Genomic DNA, 24,533 nt, shown 5'->3' with positions numbered 1-24,533 from the left:
CCGCCACCCCGAATTCGGTGCGCTCCGCCACACCGCGCGGGCTAGCCCACGCGGTATTCGGGTGACCCGGGTTCCGCCTATGCGGAACCGCTCACTTCTTCTCCTTGGCCAGGGACCACTCCGCACCCTGCGGCGTGTCGGTGACCTCGACGCCCGCGGCCGCGAGCCGGTCGCGGACCGCGTCGGCGGTCGCCCAGTCCTTGTCGGCGCGCGCCTGCTGCCGCCGCTGCAATTCTGCGCCGATGAGCACATCGAGCGCGGCGATGGCGGCGGAATTGTCCTCGGGCGCAGCCCAGTGCTCGTCCAGCGGATCCACACCGAGAATGCCCAGCATGGTCCGGACCTGCCCGGCCAGCATCCGCGCGCCCGAGAAGTCACCCGCATCGAGTGCCTTGTTGCCCTCGGTCACCACGCCGTGAATCGCGGCCAGCGCCTGCGGAACTCCGAGATCGTCGTTCAGCGCGTCCGCGAAGGCCGGGGTCCAGGTGCCGACCGGAACCTCGCCCGTGCGCTCGGCCACCCGCAGCACGAAGGCCTCCAGCCGCTGGTATCCGGCGGCCGCCTCGGTCAGCGCCTGATCGGAATACTCGATCATGGACCGGTAGCTCACGCTGCCCAGGTAGTAGCGCAGCTCTACCGCGCGCACCCCGACCCGCTCCAGCACGTTCGGAATGGACAGCACATTGCCCAGCGACTTGGACATCTTCTCGCCGCCCATGGTCACCCAGCCGTTGTGCAGCCAGTAGCGGGCGAATCCGTCCCCGGCCGCGCGCGACTGCGCGATTTCGTTCTCGTGGTGCGGGAAAACCAGATCCATTCCGCCGCAATGAATATCGAATTCCGGTCCGAGATAGAACTCGGCCATGGCGGAGCATTCCAGATGCCAGCCCGGGCGACCCGGACCCCACGGCGACGGCCAGCTCGGCTCACCCGGCTTGGCGGCTTTCCACAGCGTGAAATCGCGCGGATCCTTCTTACCCTGGCCCGCGCTCTCGCCCTGGTGCACGTCATCGAGCTTGTGCCCGGACAGCTTTCCGTAGTCCGGGAAGCTCAGCACGTCGAAATAGACATTGCCCTCGGAGGCGTAGGCGTGGCCGCGCTCGATGAGCCGCTCCATCATCCGCACCATCTGGGTGATGTGCCCGGTGGCGCGCGGCTCGCCGGACGGCGGCAGCACGCCCAGCGTCTCGTAGGCGCGGTCGAAGGCGCGCTCGTGGGTCGCGGCCCACTCCCACCACGGGCGGCCGTGATCGGCGGCTTTGTTCAGAATCTTGTCGTCGATATCGGTGACATTGCGAATGAAGGCGACGTCGAAATCATTGGCGGCCAGCCACCGTCGCAGCACATCGAAGGCGACGCCGCTGCGCACGTGCCCGATGTGGGGTTCCCCCTGAACGGTCGCGCCGCACAGGTACACCGAGGCTTTGCCAGGGACCAGCGGCGTGAATTCACGCAGGGTCCGCGTCTCGGTGTCGAAAAGGCGCAGAGTCACGACAGAGCATCCTAGCTGTTGGGAAATGGGCGGATGACGGGTGCGTCAGGCGCGACAACACAGCAGCGCGGTGGCGACCGCCGCCACGCCCTCGCCGCGGCCGGTGAGGCCCAATCCGTCGGTCGTGGTGCCGGACACCGAGACCGGCGCACCCAGAATCTCGCCCAGCACCTGCTGAGCCTCGGCCCGTCGCGGGCCGATTTTCGGGCGGTTCCCGATTACCTGTACAGCCGCATTGACAATTGTGAATCCGGCCTCGTCGAGCAGACGCCGGACTTCTTTCAACATGGCCGCGCCGGACACGCCCGCCCATTCCGGGCGACCCGTGCCGAAAACCGCGCCCACATCGCCGAGCCCGGCGGCCGATAGCAGCGCGTCGCACAGCGCGTGGGCCGCGACATCACCGTCGGAATGTCCCGCGCACCCGCTGTCACCCTCGAACAGCAGGCCCGCCATCCAGCAGGGCCGGCCGGATTCGACGGGGTGCACATCGCTGCCGATGCCGGTGCGCAGCGCCATGGGATCCATCACGGGGCGATCACCGCTTCGCGTGTCGTGTCCAGCCCACCTGCGATGTCGGCCGTATCACGGCGGGCGGCAAGCATATTGGCGAGGACCAGGTCCAACGGCGTGGTGATCTTGAAGGCCAGGGCGTCACCGAGCACCGTATGAACGGTCGCACCGAGCATTTCCACCAGTCCCGCGTCGTCTGTCGCCTGTGTACCCACAGCGTAGGCGGCACGCAGCAGCGCGGCATCGAAGCCCTGCGGAGTCTGGATGGCGCGCAGCCCGGATCGATCCGGGGTACCCGTCACGGCACCGGTCTCGTCCACGGATTTGATGGTGTCGGTCACCGGCAGCGCGGGCACCACGGCCCGCGCGCCAGCGCGCAGCGCGTCGACCACCCGGGTGATGAGCGCCGGGGGAGTCATGGCCCGGGCGGCATCGTGCACCAGCACCAGGGTGGCATCGGGCGCGGCCGCGAGACCGGCCCGCACCGAATCGGTCCGCTCGGCCCCGCCCGCCACCACCTGCACGGGCACGGCGGAAACCGGCAGCAGGGCGCGGGTCTCGGCGACGAGTTCGGCGGGCACCATAACCACAACGTCGTCGACCGATCCGGAATCGATCAGCCCCTGGACCGCCCGAGTGAGCATGGGACTGCCGCCGACGTGGACGAACGCCTTCGGCTTGTTCTCACCGAGACGCACGCCCATGCCGGCGGCAGGAACCAAGGCGACGACACGACTGCCGTCGCCGGGTGTAGTTTTCACGGTCAGGAGGCCGCTGCGAGAACCTCGTCGAGCAGGGTCTCGGCCTTGACGTCGTCGGTACCTTCCGCGAGCGCGAGCTCACCGACGAGAATCTGCCGGGCCTTGGCCAGCATCCGCTTCTCACCAGCGGACAGGCCGCGGTCCTGCTCACGACGCCACAGGTCGCGGACGACCTCGGCCACCTTGTTCACATCGCCGGAGGCGAGCTTCTCGAGGTTGGCCTTGTAGCGGCGGGACCAGTTGGTCGGCTCCTCGGTGTGCGGAGCTCGCAGTACCTGGAAGACCTTGTCGAGGCCTTCCTGGCCGACGACGTCGCGGACGCCGACATACTCTGCGTTCTCTGCGGGAACCCGAACGGTCAGGTCGCCCTGTGCGACCTTCAGGACCAGATACTCCTTTTGTACACCCTTGATGGTGCGGGTTTCGATAGCTTCGATCAGCGCCGCTCCGTGGTGGGGGTAAACGACGGTGTCTCCGACCTTAAAAATCATGTGTCCCGTGCCCCTTTCGATGTTCACAGTTTAACATGCGACTCGGTAACGGCGCGATCAACGGCGCAGGTCAGGGCCACAACGGAGCGGCGGCGGGGGTTGACAGAACGCAAAACGTGTGCATCCCGTTGTGGCATAAGGGGATAGCGCATCGCGAAGTTCGCGTGCATATGCGAGTGCGTACTTCGCATACGCGACCGAGCGCCCTCTCATAAACATCAATGCATCACTCGAGAAGTCGTCTCCGAATCTCTGTCAGGGCCCCTGACACATCCCGCCCGGTCGTTCTGTGAGATGTCGCGCCCGCGCCGGGCCGCCGCGGCGGGCTCACGCCACGCGCATGCGACACCGCCCGCGTGTAGAGCGGGGGGAGGGACGCATTACTCTCATTGACTACTACTCTCCATAGTGGAGTTAGCCCGGTCGACATGGAGGACCCCGTGACTGCCCTGAAAGCCACCACTGCGTCGAAGTCGCGGCGGCGTGCCGTGACAGTTGCTGCACTCGCCGCGGGTGCGGTGCTCGCGCTGTCGGGTTGCGGCGCCGGTCAGGTCTCGCAGACCGCCACGCAGGTCGCCGCCGTCAACGGCAACGCCGCCAATGCCGGCTCCATCGCGCTGCGCGACGTGCGCTTCCTGCTCCCGCAGACCGAGGAGTACAACAACGCCAAGGGCGGCAAGGCCGTGCTGGCCTTCAGTGCCGTCAACCTCAGCGACAGCACGACCGACGAACTGGTCAGCATCAGCACCGACCTGGGCCAGGTCAAGATCGCCGACAAGATCGAGATCAAGCCGTCCACCACCGTCGTCGCCGACAAGCCGACCGCCAAGGACGCGGCCGCCGCGGCCGCCATGCATGAGCAGAACGCCGGCGAGCCGGCCTCCGACAAGGCCATCGACCCGAACGCCAAGCCCGTCCTGATCGAGGTCACCGGCCTCACCAAGGACGTCACCCCGGGCCTGACCTACCCGCTGACCTTCGTCTTCAAGGAGGGCGGCACGGTCGTCGTCAACGTCCCGGTCGACGCCGGCGCGAACAACCCGCGCCCGGAGCCTGCGAAGCAGGAGAGGAAGGGCGGCGAGTAGCCCTTCGCGCCGAAGCCGCACAGTGCCTGCCCCGAACACCGGGTGCGGGCACTGTTGTGTTTGGTAGGCAATGAGGTTCGCGGCCGTCTCGATTCTGCACCGCGGCTTGATAGACCTCCGCCTTGGAGCGGAGGAGGGAAGAATCGAGACCTCAGGGCCGCGAACCCCGCCCGGAGCGAAGCGGAGGGCAAATAAAGCACCCTGTCGGGGGCGCTGGCTAGGCTGCCCGGCGTGGCCAAGGTGAAATCGCTGTACCGGTGCGCGGACTGCTCGCACGAGGTCGCCAAATGGGTTGGGCGCTGCCCGGATTGCAACGCGTGGGGGACCATCGAGGAGATGGCGGCGTCCGCGTCGGTGGTCGCGGTGGGGCGGCGGGCGATGCTGCCGAGCACGGCGGCCGCTCCGATCTCGAGCATCGACTCCAAGAAGACCCAGGCTCGGTCGACGGGGGTGTCCGAGCTGGATCGGGTGCTGGGCGGCGGGATCATTCCCGGGTCGGTGGTGCTGCTGTCCGGGGAGCCCGGGGTGGGCAAGTCGACGCTGCTGCTCGAGGTGGCGCACCGGTGGGCGCGGGCGCGCGACGAGATCGCGCTGTACGTGACCGCGGAGGAGTCGGCGGGGCAGGTGCGGCTGCGGGCGGACCGCACGGGCGCGGTGCACGACAAGGTCTACCTGGCCGCGGAATCGGATCTGGCGACCATTCTCGGGCACGTGGAGCAGGTGAAACCCTCACTGCTGGTGGTGGACTCGGTGCAGACCATGCTGGCCGCCGACGCGGACGGCGTGATCGGCGGTGTCACCCAGGTGCGGTCGGTGACGGCGGCGCTCACCTCGCTGGCCAAGGCGAGCGGGATCGCGGTGCTGCTGGTCGGGCACGTCACCAAGGACGGCGCGGTGGCCGGTCCTCGCACGCTCGAGCACCTGGTGGACGTGGTGCTGCAGTTCGAGGGCGACAAGCACTCGTCGCTGCGCATGGTGCGCGGCATCAAGAACCGCTTCGGCAGCACCGACGAGGTGGGCTGCTTCGAGATGCGGGAGGCTGGAATCCATTGCGTGGACGACCCTTCGGGGCTGTTCCTGCACCATCGGGGCGACGCGGTGCCCGGAACCGCGGTGACGGTCGCCATGGACGGCAAGCGGCCCATGCTGGGCGAGGTGCAGGGGCTGACGGTGGACACCCAGGCGCCCGCGCCGCGGCGCGCGGTGAGCGGGCTGGACTACAACCGCGTTTCCATGGTCCTGGCTGTCCTGCAGAGCCGCGGCGGCGTCTTCGTGGGCAAGCAGGACGTCTACGCGGCCACCGTGGGCGGTATGCGGCTCACAGAGCCCGCCGCGGATCTGGCCGTCGCGCTCGCCATTGCGAGCGCCAGCCAGGATCTGGCGCTGCCCAGCGGCCTGGTGGTGCTGGGCGAGGTGGGGCTGGCGGGCGAGGTGCGCCAGGTGACCGGGCTGACCCGCCGGTTGGCGGAGGCGGAGCGGCTGGGCTTCACCGAGGCTCTGGTACCGCCGGGCGCGGAGCGCACCGGCCGCAGCATGACCCTGCGTGAGGTCGCCGATATCCGTGCCGCCCTTGCCGTTACCGGGTTGCGCCGGCGGCGCGGTGCGCAGGCCCCGGCGGAAATGGCGGAATGACAGCCGAAATCGAATGAGGCCGCGGAATCGAATTCGATCCGGACCTGAATTCGGTTCGCAATTACCGGAATTCTCGAAAAACGGCGGAGGCCGGGATCCGATCGATCGGATCCCGGCCTCCGCCGCAGTGTGCTGAATTCAGGCGAGATTGAAGGGCTCGGGGGCGCTGCGGACCGAACCGAGTTGCGCCACAACGGTGTAGGGGCCCGCCGGGACGGGAACGCGGTCGCCCGCGCAGTTGGGCTGAGAGGTGGCGCCGGACCAGGTGACGGTGAAGGCGGCCTGCTGGCCGGGTGCCAGGGTGCGTATTTCGGCGGTGCCGTCCGGGTAGCAGTCGGTGCTGGACCACAGCCTGCGCTGGCCGTCCAGGGACTGGACCTGGACCAGCTGCAGGCCCGACCCCATGTCGCGTTCGCAGGCGGCGCTGGAGATATTGGTGATGACGATGCCGAACTGCGGCTGCTCGCCGACCTTGTAGGTGGGCTGCCCGACGGTCACCTTCACGGCGAGCGACTGGTCGGGGCACTGACCCAGCGCGGCCGGGGCGGCGGCGCTCGGGAGGGCGCCGGAGGGCTTGGCCGAGCTCGGGTCCGGAGCGCTCGAGGAACTGCTCGGCTTGGCGGTGGCCGCGGCGCTCGAGGTGGTGGCCTTGGCGTCCGTCTTGTGGTCGCCGCCGCCCTTCAACAGCGCGAAGGCCACCCAGATCACCAGCGCGAGGCCGAGCACCATCGCGCCGATCGCGACCGCGCGACGGCGCCAGTAGATTTCGGGTGGCAGTGGTCCGTTCGGTTCCAGCACGGTGACAACGGTAAGGGCACCGTCCGGGTCATCCCGAGCAGGGTGTCGGCGTGTCGGACGTGAAAGCGCCTACGGGGGCGGTAAATTCCGCCGCCCGCCGGCGCGGAACGCGCATCCACCGCCGAAACGACGCCACCCCGGTCGAGCGGGCTAGACCACTTCGCCGATGTTGCCGATGACGCGGTGCAGCTTGATCTCGCCGTCGCCGAGGTTGTAGGTGACGCAGGCGATGGCGCACTCGCCGGTGGCCACCCGCTGGGAGATGATCATCGACCGCTGCATGAGCAGGCGGGCGGTCTCCTCGACGTGGCGGGCCTCGAGCTCGTCGACCGATTCCAGGCCCTCGCGGCGGCCGATGAGGATGGACGGGGTGACACGCTCGACGACCGAGCGGATGAACCCGCCGGGGACGTTGCCGTGATCGAGGGCGTCGATGGTGGCGCGGACCGCGCCGCAGCTGTCGTGGCCGAGCACGATGATCAGCGGCACCGACAGCACCTGCACGCCGTATTCGATGGAGCCCAGCACCGAGGCGTCGATGACGTGACCGGCGGTGCGGACCACGAACATGTCGCCGAGACCCTGATCGAAGATGATCTCGGCGGCGACGCGAGAATCGCCGCAGCCGAACAGAACTGCCGAGGGCTGTTGCCCGGCGACGAGCTTGGCCCGGTCGGCCGCGCCCTGGCTAGGGTGCTGCAACGCGCCGTTGACGAAGCGCTCGTTGCCTTCACGCAAGGCTTTCCAGGCACTGATCGGGTTGTTATGCGGCATGCGTCCCATTTTCCATAGCCCTCTGGTTACCGGCGAGTCCTCAGCGTTACGGTCCGGCAAAGACGCGCCGATCGGATCGCCGCGCGCTCGGTGAGCCGCCGGGTGGGCGGAAACCGGCCTCGCCGAAATGGATACCATCGCGCGTGGCGGCGTGCGGGATTTCCCGCCTCCGAAACGGCCGGGAGGAGGCGAAGGTGGACAGCGACGCGCTCATCGACTGGTACGGCGAGACCGCGCGGGACCTGCCGTGGCGACGGCCCGGCGTCACGGCGTGGCAGATCCTCATGAGTGAGATCATGCTGCAGCAGACGCCGGTGGTGCGGGTCGAACCCATCTGGCGCGAGTGGGTGGCCCGCTGGCCGGTGCCCTCCGCCATGGCCACCGCACCGCAGGGGGACGTGCTGCGCGCCTGGGGCAAACTCGGCTATCCGCGGCGCGCGCTGCGGTTGCACGAGTGCGCCCGGGTGCTGGCCGAGGAGCACGGCGACGAGGTGCCGGCCGACGTGGACGTGCTGCTGAGCCTGCCCGGGATCGGGGCGTACACCGCCCGTGCCGTGGCCTGTTTCGCGTACGGGCAGCGTGTTCCGGTGGTGGACACCAATGTTCGCCGCGTGGTGGCCCGCGCCGTGCACGGCCGCGCCGAGGCGGGCAATCCCGCGAACCGCGATCTCGCGGAAACCGAGGCCCTGCTGCCCGCGCGGGTCGACCGGGCCGCCGTCATGTCGGCCGCCCTGATGGAACTGGGCGCGCTGATCTGCACCGCGCGGACCCCGGATTGCGAGCGTTGTCCACTTCCCGCGTGCGCCTGGGTCACCGCGGGCCGCCCGGCCTCCGAGGTGGTGCGGCGCGTGCAGAAGTACGAGGGCACCGACCGGCAGGCACGGGGCCGCCTGCTCGACGTCCTGCGCGGGGCGTCGGGTCCGGTGGAGCGGGTTCGCCTGGACCTGGCCTGGACTCGCGATCCGGGCCAGCGGGATCGGGCGCTGGATTCGCTGCTGGTCGACGGTCTCATCGAGCAGACCCCCGACGGCCTGTTCGCGCTGGCGGGCGAGGGCAGCTGACCCGCGGACGCCCTCCCGGGCCGAGGAGTCGTTGTCCGGGAGAGGCGTGTGGGGGCGATCCGCCGCCCCCCTTGCGGTAGATCGCGGTGTCGCAGCCGGTTTCGCGGGATCCGGCCCGGAACTCAGGCGGCGACGAGGACTCTGCGGCGGTTGCGGGTACGGCTGCCGACCACCCGGCAGATCAGGTAGATCGTGAACGAGATGGTGGTGACGAAGGTCGAGATCGGGACACCGGGTGCCAGCGACAGCAGAATGCCTCCGACGGCGGCGATCTCGGCGAACACGATCGACAGGATCGCCACCCGGGCGGGGCTGGCGGTGAGCTGGGCGGCCGCGGCGGCGGGAGTGATCAGCAGCGAGAGCACCAGCAGCGCGCCGACGATCTGGACGCCGAAGGCCGCGGTCACGCCGAGCAGCACCGCGAACACGATGGACAGCGCCCGCACCGGAACACCCCGCGCCACCGCCACTTCCGGATCCGCGCTGGCGAACAGCAGCGGGCGGTAGACGGCGGCCAGCACCACCAGCACCGCGGCGGTGCAGGTGGCCAGCAGGCCGAGCCCGGAGTTCCCGACGCTGACCACCTGACCGGTCAGCAGCGAGAACTTGGAGCCCGCGCGTTCCGGGCCGAGCCACAGGAACAGCACCGACAGGCCGAGGCCGAAGGACAGCACCACGGCGATGACCGAATCACGTTCGCGGGCACGGGAACCCAGCACGCCGAACAGCACGGCCGCCACCACCGAACCGATGATGGCGCCCAGGCCGACGCCGATGCCGGCCAGCAGCGCGGCCGCCGCGCCGGTCAGCGAGAGCTCGCTGGTGCCGTGCACGGCGAAGGACATCTGGCGGCTGATGATGAGCGGGCCGATGGCCCCGGCCAGCAGGCCGAGCAGGGCGGCGGCGAGCACCGCCTGCTGCACGAAGTCGTAGGACAGCAGATGGGCGGTGGTGGAGACGTCGAACATCTGCGAGAACAGCTTGGACAGCTTGTCGATCATGCCCGGGCCTCCTGTGCCTGCTCACCGTGACCGTGGGCCGCACCGGATTCCCCGAGGACGTCCATGGCGTCGCCGGTGCCGACGACCACCAGGCGGCCGCGCACCCGCAGCACGTCCACCTCGGTGCCGTAGAGCTCGGACAGGGTCTCGGAGGTCATGACCTCGTCGGGCGTGCCGATCCGGAACTGCCCGTCGACCAGGTACAGCACCCGATCCACCAGCGGCAGAATGGGATTGATCTCGTGCGTCACGAACAGCACCGCGGTGTCGTGGGTGCGCCGCCGCCGGTCGATGAGCTCGGAGACCAGCCGCTGATTCGCCAGATCCAGCGACAGCAGCGGTTCGTCGCACAGCAGCACCCGCGGATCACCGGCCAGCGCCTGCGCCACCCGCAGCCGCTGTTGCTCGCCGCCCGACAGCGCGTCCAGCGGCGCGTAGGCGAACCTCTCCGCCCCCACGGCCGAGATCGCCGCCGCCACTTTCCGTTTGCGTTCCTTGCGCCCGCGCAGGCCGAGCCCCCACCTATGCCCGTCCACCCCGAGCCCGACGAGATCGACCCCGCGCAGCTGCGCCCCGCCCTCGATGGTCTTCTGCTGCGGCACATACCCGATATCCGGATTTCCCACCCGCACCGGCGATCCCGCGACCTCCGCGGTCCCCGCGGTCAGCCCCAGCTGTCCCAGCAGCATCCGCATCAACGAGGTCTTCCCGGACCCATTGGGCCCCAGCACCGCAATGAATTCCCCCGGCGCAACCTCGAGATCCAGCCCCTGCCACAACGTCCGCTCCCCGAACGAGAGCCGCGCATTCGAGAGCCGCACGGCCGGTGCGACCCGGCCGCCGCGCGTGTTGCCAGCGCCCGTGGCCGGCGCGCCGGTGGTAGCGTTCGCCGTCGTTTCGGCCTGCGCCGCAATGGTGTTCGTGTCGGCGACGGGAGCGGAGTCGGTCGACGGAGGAGGAGTCTCGGCGCAGGTCGAGCGGCCGGAGGGGGTGCGGGGGCGGGCTCCGGTGAGGGCGCAACCGCTTTTGGGTGTCGTCACGCCGGTGTCGGGTGCCTGCGCGAGGTTCGTGGTGGCCTGCGCGGGGTTCGCGGTCATGGTGGTACTCCCGGATGCGGCGGTGGTGGTGCTGGTGCGTACGGGGTCGGCGTCGAGGGTTGTGGCCGAACGGGTTTCGGGCACGGCCGAGTCGGCGGGCGCGGGGTGGGCGCTCGGCGACCGCGGTGTGCTCCGGTGGTTCAGCGGGCTGTCCTCTGCTCGGTGGGGCGGGTCAGGACAGCGCCTTGGCGAGGGACTGGGCGTTGTTCGTCATCCAGGTGACGTAGTCCAGGCCCCGGGGGAGGGTTTCGGTGACCTCGACGACGGGAACGCCGGACTTGTCGGCGGTGGCGCGCAGGTCCTTGGTGAGCTTGTCCTCGGTCTGGATGTTGTAGACGAGGGCGCGGACCTGCTTGGCGCTCAGCAGGTCTCGCACGGTGGCCACATCCTGGGGCGCGGGGTCGGTGCCCTGTTCGACGGCCTCCTGGAAGGCGTGCGGGGTCTTGTCGTCGGCCTTGGCGGCGGTGAGCAGGTAGGCGGCCAGCGGCTCGGTCTGCAGGACCGGCTGGTTCGGATGCTCGGCGGCGATCTTCGCGGTCACGGCCTCGATGGGGGCCAGTTGCGCGGCGAAGGCGGCGGCGCGGTCGGCGAAGGCCTGCTTGTGGCCGGGGTCGATCTCGCCGAGGGCGTCGGCGATGTGCTGGGCGATGTGGCCGACCTGGTGGAGGTCGTACCAGACGTGCTCATTGGCCTCGTGGTCGTGACCGGCGGCCTCGGTCTGCGCGGAAGTCGGTGCGGCCGAACCGCTCTCGTGTGCGTGGTCGCCCTCGGTGGCGATGTCGAAGGCGTTGACCGTCTTCGTGTTCCGGCCCGCTATGGCCTTGTCGATGAACTCGTCGTAGCGCCCGCCGTTGTAGACGACCAGCTTGGCATCGGTGATCTTGGCGGCGTCGGCGGGGGAGACCTCGAACGAGTGCGGGTCCACCGTGGGGTCGTTGATGATCGATTCGACGGTCACGTCCGGCCCGGCGACGGCCCGGGTGATATCGCCCCAGACATTGGTGGAGGCGACGACGGTCGGCTGATCGGAGCTCTTGGAACTGCCGCAGGCGGTCACGGTGGCGACCGTCGCAAGTCCGGCGGCGAACACGGCGAATCCTCGGGCGAAGCTGGTGGTCACGCGGGGTACTCCTGGCACAGCGGCGTACTAGAAACGAAAACGATTGCCATTTGAATGTAGCGCAAACGACCGTTGGGTCCCTAGCCCCAGGTTGGGAGATGTGGCCCGCAACACCCGCGGCCTGCCTCCGCCACGCAGAAACGCACCTCGGCCGCACAGAAAACGGCCCCCGCGAACGGATGCTCGCGGGGGCCGCTTCGGTCGTGCGGTGCGGTCCGGCCTAGGTCATCGCCGCGACCGGCAGGCTCAGCAGTTGCGCGCAGCGCAGCAGGCCGAGGTGGCTGTACGCCTGCGGGTGGTTGCCGAGCGAGCGTTCGGCGACCGGGTCGTACTCCTCGGAGAGCAGACCGGTCGGTCCCGCCACATCCACTAGCTGAGCGAACAACGCCTCGGCGTCCTCCCGCTTGCCGATGAGCAGATACGCCTCCACCAGCCAGGCGGCGCACAGGTGGAACCCGCCCTCGCCGCCGGGCAGCCCGTCGTCGTGGTGGTACCGGTACACCGTCGATCCGCTGCGCAGCTCGGCCTCGGTGGCCACCACGGTGGCCGCGAACCGCGGATCCGAGGGCTCGATCAGCCCGCTGAGGCCGATGTGCAGCGTGGCGGCGTCGAGGTCGGTGCCGTCGTAAGCCGCTGTGTAGGACTGGACTTCGTCGTTCCAGCCCTCGGTGCGGACCTCGTCGGCAATGGCGTCGCGCAGCGGCTCCCACTCGGGGTCCGCCGGCCGCCCGAACTGCCGGGACAGGGTGAGCGCCCGTTCCACGGTGAGCCAGCCCATGACCTTGGAGTACACGTGGTGGCGCGGATTGCCGCGGATCTCCCAGATGCCGTGGTCGGCCTCGCGCCAGCGGCGCTGCACCGCGGACACCATGGCGTGCACCAGTTCCCAGTCCGGGTCCGGCAGCGCCTTCGCGGGATCGTTGATGCCCTTGCGTTCCCGCGCGTGCGCGAGCTGGGAGATGAGATCCACGATGGGCCCGAACACGTCCAATTGAACCTGCATGTTCGCCGCGTTGCCGACGCGCACCGGCCGCGAACCGGCGTAGCCGGGCAGCTGGTCGATGACGGCCTCGGGGGGCAGCGTCTCGCCGTAGAGCGTGTACAGCGGGTGCAGTCGCTCGGGTCCGGGCAGGGTCTCGAGCACCCGATGCACCCAGGCCAGCAGATCCTCGGCCTCGCCGAGCGAGCCCAGCGAGACCAGCGCGGCCGCGGTGAGCGAGGCGTCGCGCAGCCAGCAGTAGCGGTAGTCCCAGTTGCGCACGCCGCCGATGTCCTCGGGCAGCGAGCTGGTGGCCGCGGCCAGGATGGATCCGGATGGCGCGTGCACCAGCCCGCGCAGGGTGAGCGCGGAGCGCTTCATCAGATCCGGCTTGAGCGGCGGCAGTTCGAGCGTGCCCACCCATTCGGCCCAGTAGCGCTCGGCCTCCCGGCGCCGGTCCGACTCGGCCCGCATAGCAGGTGCGAGATCGGAGGTGCCGCACCGCATTTCGAGCACGATCGGTCCCTGGCGCGGGTCGACCACGGCGCGGGCGGTGTGGTGGTTGCCGTCGTCGGTGATCTCCCATTCCACGCCGGGGGAGCGCAGCACGATCGGGTCGTTGGGGCCCTCCACCTTGAGCCCGCCGGTGGCGTGCAGCAGCCGCACCGGCACCTGCCCGAATTCGGGGCGCGGCGCGAAGGTGATGACCGCTTTGGCGTCACCGGTGATGACGCGGGTCAGGTCGGTGCGCTCGGGTACCACGTCGTGCGGCAGGTAGTCGACGACCTGCAAACTGGACCAACGGGTTTCGACGGTCATGGTGCCGTCGACATACCGCTGCGACAGCGGCAGGCTCGCGCGCTCGGGCTGAATGGTGAACTGGCCCGCGCCCGGTCCGCCCAGTAGATGGGCGAAGACGGCGGCGGAATCGGGTTCTGGGTGGCACAGCCAGGTGACGGTGCCGTCCGGTGTGACAAGGGCTTTGGAGCGCGGGCTGGCCAGCATGGTCAGCCGCTCGATTCGAGGGGCGGAGGCACCTGCCAACCACGTGCGGCGTTCCTCGAGCAGGAACGCCAGCGCCTTCGACACTTCCTCGGTGCTGGCGACCCGGTATTCGGCCAGGGAATCGCCGTCGCCGACCTTGATGCCGACGTCCGGTCCGGAGAGGCGTTTGAAGGCCTTCTCGTCGGTGACGTCGTCGCCGATGAACAGTGCGGCCGAGGCGCCTTGCTGATGCCGGACGATATCGAGTGCCGCGCCCTTGTCGGTCTCGACCACCGCCAGTTCGATGACCTCCTTGCCCTCGGTGGTCTGCACGCCGACCCAGCTGGCCGGGCCCTGGCGCACCGCAAAGACTGCGCGACGGCCGATTTCGGGGCTGGTATTGCGGACGTGCAGGGCCACGCTGGCCGGTTTGATCTCGACGGAAGCGCCCGGATTATCCTGAGCGATCTGTGTCAGGGTCGTGGTGACCTCCTGCAGCAGCTGTTTGGCGTCGTTGTCGATGGCATGCACGAAGCCGACATCGAATTCCGAACCGTGACTGCCGATCAGCTGCACCTCGACGGGCAGCCGGGACAGGGCCGCGAGATCGCGCAGGGCGCGACCGGATATCACGGCGGCGGTGGTTCCGGTGAGTCCGGCGAGAGCGCGCAAGGCGCTCACCGACTCCCGATGGGGATAGGCCTTCGTCGGGTCGGAGACGATGGGCGCGATCGTCCCGTCGTAGTCCGAAGCGACCAGCAACCGTGGCACGCGGGCGATGGCCGACAGGGCACGGCGAAGTTCCAGTGACAAATCCTGTGCGCTCACGCATCCAACCTAGTGATCGGAGGAGATTTTTCAGGGCGCGAGTGATGCTACTGGGTCTTGATTGCTCACTCGTGTGTGCGGTGATACATAGCGTTTACGAGACACTTCCGGGTCGTTCACGCCTTTTGTGAGACACGCGCGGGTTGCTCCGCGTTCACCCCCGCTGACCAGGAGGGTTCCAGCAAACACACAACGGGCTGCCCGGTTCTCCGGACCGGGCAGCCCGTTGTGCATCGAGCGAACGCAAGCGTGCGTTCGTGCTACTCGCTATTCGTTGCCGCTGCCGATGAGCAGATCGACGGTGAGCTCCAGGCGCTCGGTCACATCGGTGGCCGAGGCGCGGCGGGTCAGCCACGCAACCAGATTCGACAGCCACACATCGGAGATGACCCGGGCGATGGCGAGCTGGCGGTCGCTGGGAACCTCGTCGGAGAGGGCACGGGCGAAGAACCGGTCCATCACCTTGCCGACCCGATCGACCTCGGCGGCCGCGGAGGCGTCGGCGAACATGAAGGCGCGGGTCATGGCCTCGGTGAGCAGCGGGTCGCGCTGCATGGCCCGGGTGACCTGGGTGAGCAGCAGGTGCATGCGCTCCTGCGGGGTGGCCCCGGCGAGGGGCTTGCGCCGGCCCTCGAACTGCTCGAATTCCCGGGCCAGGGCGGATACCAGCAGGTGCACCTTGGACGGGAAGTACCGGTAGAGCGTGCCGACGGCGACATCCGCGCGTTCGGCGACCGCTCGCATCTGGACCGCGTCGTAGCCGCCCTTGGATGCCAGCGCGAGCGTGGCGTCGAGGATGCGCTTGCGTCGGTCGCGCTGCGCCGCCGAGCTCAGATCCTCCTCGCTGAGGGTGGTGACGGGCGCGGTGCGTCCACCGGGCACCCCGTCGGCGGCCTGCGATCGGGAGGGACTGGCCATCGGTTGAGAGTCCTTTCCTGCACGAATCGTTCGGTTCATCTCACCCAGCGTCGGCTGGGCACGAGTTCGTACCGCGACCGGGACGGCGCTTGACTTCCGCCCGGCTCGAACATTAGAACATGTTCTAGGAGCTGAAGTCACGCCGGAAAGGCGGTATGGAGTGTGACCATAGCCACCACTGACGAGCATAAAGCCGTCCAGGAGTCGATGCGCGGATGGGCAACCGCCGTGCGCCCAATTGCAACGATGCGTTCCAGAGCACAGGCGGAACTGCGTTCCGGCGCGCCCGATTTCTGGCGCGAGTACTGGCCGCGCCTGGCCGATCTCGGAATTTTCCGGGTCGCGGTGCCGGAGGAGGCCGGGGGCGCGGGCGGAACCGTCGGAGATCTGGCCGTGCTGGTGGAGCAGGCGGCACATGACCTGGTCGGCGGACCGGTGCTCTCGACGGCGCTGGCGGGGCTCGTCGCCGGCGAGGCGCTCGACGAGAGTACGCCATGCGGCGTCGCGCTCGCGGGCGAAATCGCGATATCCGTGGGCGAATCGGGCGCTACGGTGTCCGGTGAGTGGGACTCGGTTCCGGGTGCCGCACCGGGTACGGCGGTGCTGGTCCCGGTGCGCGACGGTGACCGTCGCCTGTGGGCGCTGATCGACGCCGACGCCGCCGGGCTGACTGTGGAGCCGCTCGCCGGCATCGACAAGACCGTGCCGCTGGCGCGCGTGGTGTGCGCGGACGTCGCGGTGGCCGTGGATCGCCTCTTCGAGCCCGGCTTCTCGGTGCTGGACCTGGCTGCCACCCTGGTCGCCGCCGAGGCCGCGGGCATCGCGGGCTGGTGCCTGGAGACCGCCACCGAATATGCGAAGGTGCGCGAACAATTCGGGCGCAAGATCGGCGAATTCCAAGCGGTCAAACACATTTGCGCGTGGATGCTGTGCCGGGCCGAACAGATTCGCGCCGTCGCAGCCGATGCGGCCGCCGCGGTGGACAGTGGTAGTGCGGAACTGCAATTGGCCGCCGCCGTCGCCCTGTCCATGTCGCTGGATGCCGCGGTGGAGAATGCCAAGGATTGCATTCAGGTTCTGGGTGGAATCGGTTTCACTTGGGAACATGACGCGCATCTGTATCTGCGCCGAGCCACCGCGCTGCGGCAGCTGCTGGGCGGCACCGCGCGCTGGCGGGCCCGGGTCGCCGAGCTGACCCTGGCCGGCATGCGCCGCACGGTCGGCGTCGACCTGGGCGCCGACGGCGAGCCCGGATCCGACTGGGAGACAGCCGGTCTGAATGTCGCCGAGGCGGCCGTGCTGGCGGCGGACCTGGCCAAGATCGCGGCGCTGCCGGAGCCCGAGCAGCGGGTCGCGCTGGCCGAGGCCGGACTGCTGGCCTCGCACTGGCCCGCGCCCTACGGTCGCGGCGCCGGACCCCTGCTGCGCACGCGCCTCGACGATCAGATCCGCCAGGCGGGTATCGCGCTGCCGGACATCGCGATTGCCAACTGGGCGATCCCGACGCTGCTGCAGTGGGGCACCCCCGAACAGATCGAGCGCTACGCCATGCCGACGTTGACCGGTGAGGTCATCTGGTGCCAGCTGTTCTCCGAGCCGGGCGCCGGGTCGGATCTGGCGGCGCTGCGCACGGTGGCCGAGCGGGTCGAGGGCGGCTGGAAGCTGCGCGGCCAGAAGGTATGGACCTCGCTGGCGGATCGCGCCACCTGGGGCATCTGCCTGGCGCGCACCGACGCGTCCGTGCCGAAGCACAAGGGCATCAGCTACTTCCTGGTCGATATGAAGAGCGCGGGGCTGGACATCCGGCCGCTGGTGGAGATCACCGGTGAGGCGCGCTTCAACGAGGTGTTCCTCGACGACGTCTTCGTTCCGGACGACTGCCTGGTCGGCGAACTCGGCAATGGCTGGAAGATCGCGCGTTCCACCCTGTCGGCCGAGCGGGTCGCCATGGGCGGCAAGGGAATCGGGGACGAGCTGGAGGCGCTGATCGCCGCCGCGCCGGCCTCGGGCCCGGGTGCGGAGCTGGTCGCGGACCGGCTCGGCGGGCTCGTTGCGGAATCGGTTGCCGGAACATTGTTGGAAGCTCGTGCGGCGCAGAAGCTGCTGTCCGGCGGGGACCCTGCCGCGCAGAGCAGCGTGCGCAAACTGGTCGGTGTGAGACACCGGCAGGCGGTTGCGGAATTCGCCGTCGAACTGTCTGGTGCGGCGGGTGCTCTGGAAACCGACGCGGTGAAAGAATTCCTGCTCACACGCTGTTTGTCGATTGCCGGCGGTACCGAGCAGATCCTGTTGACCGTCGCCGGTGAACGGATCCTCGGGTTGCCCCGCGAGTCGCACGGCTAGTCCACACCTGAACCGGGAGCATTGCATTGGACTTCACCAGGGACGAGAGCCAGGACGCTGTCGCCGAGGTTGTCGTAAGTTTGCTGGAACGCGACAGCGCGCGTGATATCGCGCTGTGGCCGATCATCGCGGACAGCGGCCTGCTGGCCGTGCCGCTGCCCGAACGCTTCGGCGGCGACGATATGGGCCTGCTCGAGGTCGGGGCCATGCTCACGGAGCTGGCCCGCGCCGCCGCGCAGGCGCCCGCACTGGTCACCCTCGGCTTCGGCGTGCTGCCGCTGAAGGCGATCGGCCTGCCGGATGCCCTGGCGGAAAAGGTGTTTCCGGCCGTGGCCGAGGGCGCGGTACTGACCGCCGCCCTGCACGAGACCGGCTCGCCGTTCACCGTGAAGCCGGAGACCACCGCGGTGACCGACGGCGCCACCGTGCGTGTCACCGGCCGCAAGGTGGCGGTGCCCTACGCCGACACCGCGCGCTGGATCCTGGTGCCCACCGACAACGGCATCGCCGTGGTGGACGGTGACGCCGCGGGCATCACCCGCACCGCGAGCCCGACTTCCGATGGCGTGCCGGAGTTTTCGCTCCAGTTCGACCAGGTCGTGATTCCGGCCGAGCAGTTGCTCCCCGGCGGGCTGACCGAACTGCACCGGTTCGCGCTGGCGAGCCTCGGCGCGGTGGCCGACGGCCTGCTCGCGGGCGTGGTGTCATTGACCGCCGAGCACGTGCGCACCCGTCAGCAGTTCGGCCGCCCGCTGGCCGAATTCCAGGCTGTCGCACAGCAGATCGCGGATGTCTACGTGGCCTCGCGGACGCTGCACGCGGCCGCCTGCTCGGCCATCTGGGCGCTGGCCCAGGACGAACAGGGCGCCGAGCACCTGGAGCGCATCGACGACGATCTCGACGTGCTGGCGTACACGGTGGCGGCGGAACTGCCCGCGGCCATGCAGAAGTGCCACCACCTGCACGGTGGTCTCGGGGTGGATATCACCCATCCGCTGCACCGCTACTACTCACAGGCCAAGGACATCGCCCGCTGGCTCGGCGGCGAATCGTTCCGGCTGGACCGTTTGGGAGCCAGATGTTCATCGAACTGACCGCGGAGCAGCGCAAGCTGCGCGACGAACTGCGCACGTACTTCACCGGTCTCGTGACTCCCGAAGAGGAGGCCGAGATGCTGGTGAACCGGCACGGTGACGCCTACCGCACGGTGGTCAAGCGCATGGGCCGCGACGGCAAGCTCGGCGTCGGCTGGCCCAAGGAGTACGGCGGGCAGGGCTTCGGTCCGCTGGAACAGCAGATCTTCTACAACGAGGCGGTCCGTGCCGACGTGCCGGTTCCCCTGGTCACGCTGCTGACCGTCGGCCCGGCGCTGCAGTCGTTCGGCACCGAGGAGCAGAAGCAGAAGTTCCTGCCCGGAATCCTCACCGGCGAAGTGCATTTCGCCATCGGCTACTCCGAGCCGGACGCCGGCACCGACCTGGCCGCCCTGCGCACCTCCGCGGTGCGCGACGCCAACGGCGACTGGATCGTCAACGGGCAGAAGATCTTCACCACCGGTGCACACGAGGCCGACTACGTCTGGCTGGCCTGCCGCACCGGTTCCGCGGAGTCCCGGCACAAGGGCATCACGATCCTGATCGTGGACACCAGGGACCCGGGCTACTCGTGGACGCCGATCATCACCGCCGACGGCGCGCACCACACCAACGCCACCTACTTCGACAATGTCCGCGTGCCCGCGGACATGATGGTCGGCGAGGAGAACGGCGGCTGGAAGCTGATCACCACGCAGCTCAATCACGAGCGGGTGAGCCTGGGCCCGTCCGGCAAGATCGAGCAGCTCTATCACCGGGTGCACGACTGGGCGCAGGCCCAGGGCGTGCTCGGCGAGGCCGACGTGCGGCGCTCGCTGGGCCGCCTGCACGCCATGACGCGGCTGAACGAGCTACTGAACTGGCAGGTGGCCTCCAATATGGAACGCCCCGACGCCGATCCGCGCGATGTCATCGCCGACGCCTCGGCGACCAAGGTGTTCTCCACCGAGGCGCTGCAGCAGGCGGGCCGCCTGGCCGAGGAGATCGTGGGCCGCTTCGGCGATCCCGCCGACCCGACCACCGCGGAACTGCTGGTCTGGCTGGACAAGCGGACCAAGCAGAACCTGGTGGTGACCTTCGGCGGCGGCGTCAACGAGGTCATGCGAGAGCTGATCGCTCAGATGGGCCTGCGCTTGCCGCGGGTTCCGCGCTAGATCGCAGAGGAGAGAGCGTGACGAAGAGTTTCACGGCCGACGAGATCCGCGAGGGCCTGGAGAAGATCAAGGCGGACGGTGAGTCCGCCGCGCGCACGGGGCGCGATCCGATCAACCAGCCCATGATCAACAACTGGGTCGAGGCCCTCGGCGACGCCAACCCGATCTACGTGGACGAGGCCGCCGCCAAGGTGGCCGGGCACCCCGGTATCGTGGCCCCGCCCGCCATGGCGCAGGTGTGGACCATGCTGGGACTGGGCGGCGTCCGGGCCGACGACGACCCGATGACCCGCACCAACGACCTGTTCGACGCGGCCGGCTTCACCTCGGTGGTCGCCACCAACTGCGAGCAGGTCTACCACCGCTACCTGCAGCTCGGCGAGCAGGTGACGGTCCGGTCCAGCATCGGCGACATCGTGGGCCCCAAGCGGACCGGGCTCGGCGAGGGCTGGTTCACCACCTACCTCACCAACTGGTACGTGGGTGACGAGCTGGTCACCGAGATGAAGTTCCGCATGCTGAAGTTCGCGCCCGGCACCGGAAAGACGGCCGCTCCCAAGGAGTCCGGCGAGGTATCCGCCGAAGACCTGGCCAAGCGCGTGCGGCCGACCGTCTCCAAGGACACCGAGTTCTTCTGGGACGGAATCAAACTCGGTGAGCTGCGGATCCAGCAGCGGCCCGACGGCTCGCTGCAGCACCCGCCGGTTCCGGCGCTGTGGAAGGACCACTCGGAGCAGACCGACTATGTGGTCGCCTCCGGTCGCGGCACCGTCTTCAGCTTCGTGGTGCACCACGCGCCCAAGGTGCCCGGACGGCAGCTGCCATACGTGATCGCCCTGGTCGAACTGGAGGAGGGCGTGCGCATGCTCGGTGAGCTGCGCGGCATCGAGCCGGGTGAGGTCGAGGTCGGCCTGCCGGTCGAGGTGGGCTTCCTGAAGCTCGACGACGACAACACCGTGCCCTACTGGGAGGCCGTGCAATGACTACAGCATCGCGGAGCGATTCCATCAGGGGTGGCGGTGGGGCGACGGGTGAGCCCGTGGAGCTCTCGGCCGTGCAGGTCGGAACCGTGTTGCCGGAGTTGGTGATTCACGCCGACACCACGTTCATCGTCTCGACGGCGCTGGCGACCCGGGACTTCCAGGACGTGCACCACGATCGTGACAAGGCGGTCGAGCGCGGGTCCAAGGACATCTTCGTCAACATCCTCACCGACACCGGTCTGGTGCAGCGGTTCGTGACGGACTGGGCGGGGCCGCGGGCCATCGTCAGGTCGATCGCGCTGCGGCTGGGCGTGCCGCTGTACGCGGGTGACACCCTCACTCTGAGCGGCACCGTGGCGGCGGTGGATGGCGCGGACATCACCATCGACGTGGTCGGCAAGGACTCGCTCGGCGACCACATCACGGCGAAAGCCGTCATTTCCCTGCAGGAGGCACAGTGAGTGGGCTGAGCCGTAGCGCCGCCATCGTCGGCATCGGCGCGACCGACTTCTCCAAGGACTCCGGCCGCAGCGAACTGCGCCTGGCCGCCGAGGCCGTCACCGCCGCGCTGGCCGACGCGGGGCTCACGCCCGCCGATGTGGACGGCCTGACGACCTTCACCATGGACACCAATACCCAGGCCGCCGTGGCGCGCGCCGCCGGTATCCCGTCCCTGAAGTTCTTCAGCAACATCCCCTTCGGCGGCGGCGCGGCCGCCGCGACCGTGCAGCAGGCCGCCATGGCGGTCGCGACCGGTGTGGCGGATGTCGTTGTGGCCTACCGGGCTTTCAACGAGCGTTCCGGAAACCGCTTCGGGCAGTTCGCGACTCACCTCGCGACCGGCAACCCGAGCTCCTCCGGTGTGGACAACGCGTTCTCCTACACCCACGGCCTGGGCACCCCGGCCGCGCAGGTGGCCATGGTGGCGCGCCGCTACATGCACGTATACGGCGCGCGCAGTGAGGATTTCGGCCGGGTGGCCGTCGCCGATCGCAAGCACGCGGCCGTGAATCCGGCGGCGCACTTCTACGGCAAGCCCATCACCCTCGAGGAGCACCAGGCCTCGCGCTGGATCGCGGAGCCGCTGCACCTGCTGGACTGCTGCCAGGAGACCGACGGCGGCGTGGCCATCGTGGTCACCAGCGCCGAGCGGGCCAAGGATCTGCCCAACAAGCCCGCGCTGATCGCCGGCGCCGCACAGGGTTCCGGGGCCGACCAGTACGTCATGACCAGCTACTACCGCGACGCCATGACCGGGCTGCCCGAGATGGGCCTGGTCGGCGACCAGCTGTGGGCGCAGAGCGGGCTGCGGCCGGAGGACATGCAGGCCGGCATCCTCTACGACCACTTCACCCCCTTCGTCCTCATGCAGCTGGAGGAGCTCGGTTTCTGCGGCCGCGGCGAGGCCAAGGACTTCATCGTCGACGGCGCCATCGAGATCGGCGGCCGCCTGCCGCTGAACACCCACGGCGGCCAGCTCGGCGAGGCCTACATCCACGGCATGAACGGCATCGCCGAGGGCGTCCGCCAGATCCGCGGCACCTCCGTGAATCAGGTCCAGGGCCTGGAGAACATCGTGGTCACCGCCGGCACCGGCGTCCCGACCTCCGGCCTGGTCCTCACGGCCAACTAGTTCCCCGCGTAGGCCCGGGCGATCACGGTGATCGTCCGGGCCTTCCGCATAGAATCGGCGCGGTGTCCGACAAGTCTGAAATGGGCGAGTTTCTCCGGTCGCGCCGGGCGCGATTGCGGCCCGAGGACATCGGCTTGCCGGTGTGGGGGCGGCGTCGGGTGCCCGGGTTGCGGCGCGAGGAGGTCGCGCATCTGGCCGAGGTGAGTGTCGAGTACTACGTGCGGCTGGAACAGGGCAGGGCCGAGGCGGTTTCGGAGGGGATCGTCGATGCCATCGCCACCGCCCTGCTCCTGAGCGAGGACGAGCGACGGCACCTGCGCAATCTGGCGCGTCCACCGCGTTCGCTCTCCCGGGCGGGCGAACCGCTGCGCCCCGGGCTGCAGCAATTGCTCGATTCCATGACCCACGCGCCCGCGTACATCGTCGGGCATCGCACCGACATCCTGGGTTGGAACGCCGCCGCGGTGGCGGTGTTCGGCATCGATTTCGCGGAACTGCCCGAATCCGAACGCACGTGGATGCACCTGGTCTTCTTCGACCCGCACATCCGGGCCATCACGGCCGATGTGGCGCTCGTCGCCGGGCACATCGCCGCGGATATGCGACTGCAGGCCAGCCACCGGCCCGACGACCCGGAACTGCGGGCCATGCTGCGCGATATGTCGGAACGCAGTCCCGAGTTCCGGGAGTACTGGGAGACGCACGAGGTCAGCGACTTTCAATACGGCCGCTACGTCGTGCACCACCCGGTCGTCGGCGACCTGCAGCTGGATTACGAACTGCTGGATATTCCGGCCGATCCCGGGGTACGGGCCCTCATCGCCTACACGGCGGCGCCGGGCACCGATACCGCGCGGGCACTGGACTCATTGCTGAACGCGAGCACCTCCGAGGCCGAACGGTGCAGCTGATCGTTCAGGCGATCGGGCGGGAAGAGCAACAGGCCAAGGGAATTCGTGCCCTCGAAGAGTGTGCCGAGCCGGGTGCGGAACTGGGCGGCGTTGCCGGCGATCGCGACTCCGTCGATCCAGGCGTCCTCGGCCACGATCAGTCGATGGTGCCCTTCGGCACGACCCACACATGGGGCTGCCGGGTGACCGCGGCGATGTGTTCGAAGTCCGCGTCGTAGTGGACGACGACCGCGTCGTGGAATTCGGCGACGGCAGCGGTCATGAGGTCGACAATTCCGGCTGAGCGATGCAGCCCTTGGCGAGCGAGCAACTGCTGAACCTCACGCGCACGGTCAGCGATCGCCTCGTTGACGGGCAGGTTCACGTAGAGGGCGCGGCGGCGTTGCGCGATTTTCTGCAGATCGGCCAGATTGCGGCCCGAGTATCCGGCTTCGAGATCAACGGTCACGCACGTGGCCGCGGCTCGGTTGGCGATCAGCCCGGTGATCACGGCGCGTACGGCATCGTCTCCGATCCGCGCGGCGGCCGAAGTATCGATGAGATGCAGCCGGAGCGGCGTGGGTTCGTTCAACGGCGGGCCTGGCGCATGACCTCGGGATCGCCGATATCCGGGCCGATCCCAATGCTGTACGGGTCGTCGAGGATCTGTTCGATGCGTTGCCTGCGCTCGGCCACGAACTTGAGCGCGGCGTTGACCGTGTCCTTCTTCGTGGTGGTTCCGAGTTCCTTGGCGGCCAGGGCGAGAGCTTCGTCATCGAGGTCGATCATCGTTTTCATATATCTCAGGATATGTCTCCGGCATTAGTGTCAGCAATATTCGGCAGGTATTCGGCATGGTCGCCGTGCTGGATGGCTGGTCGACAGAAGTCGGCGCCGGTGCT

At 69.0% G+C, this 24,533-nt stretch carries 23 protein-coding genes; 10 read left to right on the top strand and 13 right to left on the bottom strand.

Annotated elements, in window-relative coordinates; all coding sequences use genetic code 11:
- Positions 1 to 91: 91 nt before the first annotated feature.
- Genes cysS through carD form a run of 4 tightly spaced genes read right to left on the bottom strand, consistent with a single transcriptional unit; the run spans position 92 to position 3,257 of the window.
- Complete coding sequence (gene cysS / locus ACIRRA_RS02530; RefSeq protein ID WP_402762025.1) at positions 92 to 1,492, bottom strand: cysteine--tRNA ligase; 1,401 nt, start codon at positions 1,490 to 1,492, stop codon at positions 92 to 94.
- Positions 1,493 to 1,537: 45 nt separating this feature from the next.
- Positions 1,538 to 2,005, bottom strand: coding sequence for a 2-C-methyl-D-erythritol 2,4-cyclodiphosphate synthase (gene ispF, locus ACIRRA_RS02525; protein ID WP_364606775.1), 468 nt, complete (start codon positions 2,003 to 2,005; stop codon positions 1,538 to 1,540).
- Between the two features lie 14 nt (positions 2,006 to 2,019).
- Positions 2,020 to 2,766 carry a 2-C-methyl-D-erythritol 4-phosphate cytidylyltransferase gene (gene ispD, locus ACIRRA_RS02520; RefSeq protein WP_402762022.1) on the bottom strand — a complete coding sequence of 249 codons (747 nt, stop codon included), beginning with the start codon at positions 2,764 to 2,766 and terminating at the stop codon, positions 2,020 to 2,022.
- Between the two features lie 2 nt (positions 2,767 to 2,768).
- Positions 2,769 to 3,257 (bottom strand): RNA polymerase-binding transcription factor CarD, encoded by a 489-nt coding sequence (gene carD / locus ACIRRA_RS02515; protein ID WP_025346809.1) that lies wholly within the window; start codon positions 3,255 to 3,257, stop codon positions 2,769 to 2,771.
- A 440-nt stretch (positions 3,258 to 3,697) separates the two neighbouring features.
- Here carD and ACIRRA_RS02510 point away from each other — a divergent pair, with 440 nt between their 5' ends.
- Positions 3,698 to 4,342, top strand: a complete 645-nt coding sequence (locus tag ACIRRA_RS02510; protein WP_402762018.1) for a hypothetical protein — start codon at positions 3,698 to 3,700, stop codon at positions 4,340 to 4,342.
- A 231-nt stretch (positions 4,343 to 4,573) separates the two neighbouring features.
- Positions 4,574 to 5,974: a DNA repair protein RadA gene (radA, locus tag ACIRRA_RS02505; protein WP_402762015.1), complete on the top strand. Its 1,401-nt coding sequence runs from the start codon at positions 4,574 to 4,576 to the stop codon at positions 5,972 to 5,974.
- Positions 5,975 to 6,112: 138 nt separating this feature from the next.
- On the opposite strand, the gene ACIRRA_RS02500 is transcribed toward radA, so the two are convergent.
- On the bottom strand, positions 6,113 to 6,772 hold the full coding sequence (locus tag ACIRRA_RS02500; protein ID WP_402762012.1) for a DUF4232 domain-containing protein: 660 nt from the start codon (positions 6,770 to 6,772) through the stop codon (positions 6,113 to 6,115).
- A gap of 150 nt (positions 6,773 to 6,922) precedes the next feature.
- Positions 6,923 to 7,546 carry a carbonic anhydrase gene (locus ACIRRA_RS02495; protein WP_402762009.1) on the bottom strand — a complete coding sequence of 208 codons (624 nt, stop codon included), beginning with the start codon at positions 7,544 to 7,546 and terminating at the stop codon, positions 6,923 to 6,925.
- 194 nt (positions 7,547 to 7,740) lie between these two features.
- Here ACIRRA_RS02495 and ACIRRA_RS02490 point away from each other — a divergent pair, with 194 nt between their 5' ends.
- Complete coding sequence (locus ACIRRA_RS02490; protein WP_402762006.1) at positions 7,741 to 8,607, top strand: A/G-specific adenine glycosylase; 867 nt, start codon at positions 7,741 to 7,743, stop codon at positions 8,605 to 8,607.
- 122 nt (positions 8,608 to 8,729) lie between these two features.
- On the opposite strand, the gene ACIRRA_RS02485 is transcribed toward ACIRRA_RS02490, so the two are convergent.
- From ACIRRA_RS02485 to kstR, 5 genes are all read right to left on the bottom strand, one after another.
- Positions 8,730 to 9,608 carry a metal ABC transporter permease gene (locus ACIRRA_RS02485; RefSeq protein ID WP_354831350.1) on the bottom strand — a complete coding sequence of 293 codons (879 nt, stop codon included), beginning with the start codon at positions 9,606 to 9,608 and terminating at the stop codon, positions 8,730 to 8,732.
- The gene (locus ACIRRA_RS02480) at positions 9,605 to 10,429 is read right to left on the bottom strand and encodes a metal ABC transporter ATP-binding protein (RefSeq protein WP_402762263.1); all 825 of its coding nucleotides are present in this window, start codon (positions 10,427 to 10,429) and stop codon (positions 9,605 to 9,607) included. Before ACIRRA_RS02480 ends, ACIRRA_RS02485 begins: the two co-directional genes overlap by 4 nt.
- A 448-nt stretch (positions 10,430 to 10,877) precedes the next feature.
- Complete coding sequence (locus ACIRRA_RS02475; protein WP_402762003.1) at positions 10,878 to 11,825, bottom strand: metal ABC transporter solute-binding protein, Zn/Mn family; 948 nt, start codon at positions 11,823 to 11,825, stop codon at positions 10,878 to 10,880.
- A gap of 220 nt (positions 11,826 to 12,045) precedes the next feature.
- Positions 12,046 to 14,616, bottom strand: a complete 2,571-nt coding sequence (gene otsB / locus ACIRRA_RS02470) for a trehalose-phosphatase (RefSeq protein ID WP_402762000.1) — start codon at positions 14,614 to 14,616, stop codon at positions 12,046 to 12,048.
- Between the two features lie 267 nt (positions 14,617 to 14,883).
- The gene (kstR, locus tag ACIRRA_RS02465; protein ID WP_040854337.1) at positions 14,884 to 15,534 is read right to left on the bottom strand and encodes a cholesterol catabolism transcriptional regulator KstR; all 651 of its coding nucleotides are present in this window, start codon (positions 15,532 to 15,534) and stop codon (positions 14,884 to 14,886) included.
- A gap of 162 nt (positions 15,535 to 15,696) precedes the next feature.
- Here kstR and ACIRRA_RS02460 point away from each other — a divergent pair, with 162 nt between their 5' ends.
- The 7 genes from ACIRRA_RS02460 to ACIRRA_RS02430 all read left to right on the top strand — a co-directional run bounded on the left by ACIRRA_RS02460 (position 15,697) and on the right by ACIRRA_RS02430 (position 23,652).
- The gene (locus ACIRRA_RS02460) at positions 15,697 to 17,877 is read left to right on the top strand and encodes an acyl-CoA dehydrogenase (protein ID WP_402761997.1); all 2,181 of its coding nucleotides are present in this window, start codon (positions 15,697 to 15,699) and stop codon (positions 17,875 to 17,877) included.
- Positions 17,878 to 17,903: 26 nt separating this feature from the next.
- Positions 17,904 to 18,971, top strand: coding sequence for an acyl-CoA dehydrogenase family protein (locus ACIRRA_RS02455; RefSeq protein ID WP_402761994.1), 1,068 nt, complete (start codon positions 17,904 to 17,906; stop codon positions 18,969 to 18,971).
- Entirely contained in the window at positions 18,956 to 20,125 is a 1,170-nt protein-coding gene (locus ACIRRA_RS02450; RefSeq protein ID WP_402761993.1) for an acyl-CoA dehydrogenase family protein, read from the top strand. Before ACIRRA_RS02455 ends, ACIRRA_RS02450 begins: the two co-directional genes overlap by 16 nt.
- A gap of 17 nt (positions 20,126 to 20,142) precedes the next feature.
- On the top strand, positions 20,143 to 21,108 hold the full coding sequence (locus ACIRRA_RS02445) for a bifunctional MaoC family dehydratase N-terminal/OB-fold nucleic acid binding domain-containing protein (protein WP_402761990.1): 966 nt from the start codon (positions 20,143 to 20,145) through the stop codon (positions 21,106 to 21,108).
- Positions 21,105 to 21,569, top strand: a complete 465-nt coding sequence (locus ACIRRA_RS02440) for a MaoC family dehydratase (protein ID WP_402761988.1) — start codon at positions 21,105 to 21,107, stop codon at positions 21,567 to 21,569. The genes ACIRRA_RS02445 and ACIRRA_RS02440 overlap by 4 nt, the downstream gene beginning before the upstream one ends.
- Entirely contained in the window at positions 21,566 to 22,741 is a 1,176-nt protein-coding gene (locus tag ACIRRA_RS02435) for a lipid-transfer protein (RefSeq protein ID WP_402761985.1), read from the top strand. The genes ACIRRA_RS02440 and ACIRRA_RS02435 overlap by 4 nt, the downstream gene beginning before the upstream one ends.
- Positions 22,742 to 22,803: 62 nt before the next feature.
- Entirely contained in the window at positions 22,804 to 23,652 is an 849-nt protein-coding gene (locus ACIRRA_RS02430) for a helix-turn-helix transcriptional regulator (protein ID WP_402761982.1), read from the top strand.
- A 136-nt stretch (positions 23,653 to 23,788) separates the two neighbouring features.
- Here ACIRRA_RS02430 and ACIRRA_RS02425 read toward each other — a convergent pair whose 3' ends face one another.
- Together ACIRRA_RS02425 and ACIRRA_RS02420 are read right to left on the bottom strand one after the other, a co-directional pair.
- Entirely contained in the window at positions 23,789 to 24,223 is a 435-nt protein-coding gene (locus ACIRRA_RS02425; RefSeq protein ID WP_402761979.1) for a PIN domain nuclease, read from the bottom strand.
- Positions 24,220 to 24,429, bottom strand: a complete 210-nt coding sequence (locus ACIRRA_RS02420) for a type II toxin-antitoxin system VapB family antitoxin (RefSeq protein ID WP_402761978.1) — start codon at positions 24,427 to 24,429, stop codon at positions 24,220 to 24,222. The genes ACIRRA_RS02425 and ACIRRA_RS02420 overlap by 4 nt, the downstream gene beginning before the upstream one ends.
- Between the last annotated feature and the right edge of the window lie 104 nt (positions 24,430 to 24,533).

Origin of the sequence: Nocardia sp. NPDC101769, from assembly GCF_044766925.1 — a bacterium.
Taxonomy (GTDB): domain Bacteria; phylum Actinomycetota; class Actinomycetes; order Mycobacteriales; family Mycobacteriaceae; genus Nocardia.
This window is presented reverse-complemented; position numbering and strand designations above follow the sequence as displayed.

What these genes read in the sequence shown, in the direction of transcription:
- carD (WP_025346809.1), bottom strand. Translation starts at nt 3,257, where the DNA reads ATGATTTTTAAGGTCGGAGACACCGTCGTTTACCCCCACCACGGAGCG.
- ACIRRA_RS02495 (WP_402762009.1), bottom strand. Translation starts at nt 7,546, where the DNA reads ATGCCGCATAACAACCCGATCAGTGCCTGGAAAGCCTTGCGTGAAGGC.
- ACIRRA_RS02485 (WP_354831350.1), bottom strand. Translation starts at nt 9,608, where the DNA reads ATGATCGACAAGCTGTCCAAGCTGTTCTCGCAGATGTTCGACGTCTCC.
- kstR (WP_040854337.1), bottom strand. Translation starts at nt 15,534, where the DNA reads ATGGCCAGTCCCTCCCGATCGCAGGCCGCCGACGGGGTGCCCGGTGGA.
- ACIRRA_RS02450 (WP_402761993.1), top strand. Translation starts at nt 18,956, where the DNA reads ATGTTCATCGAACTGACCGCGGAGCAGCGCAAGCTGCGCGACGAACTG.
- ACIRRA_RS02440 (WP_402761988.1), top strand. Translation starts at nt 21,105, where the DNA reads ATGACTACAGCATCGCGGAGCGATTCCATCAGGGGTGGCGGTGGGGCG.
- ACIRRA_RS02420 (WP_402761978.1), bottom strand. Translation starts at nt 24,429, where the DNA reads ATGAAAACGATGATCGACCTCGATGACGAAGCTCTCGCCCTGGCCGCC.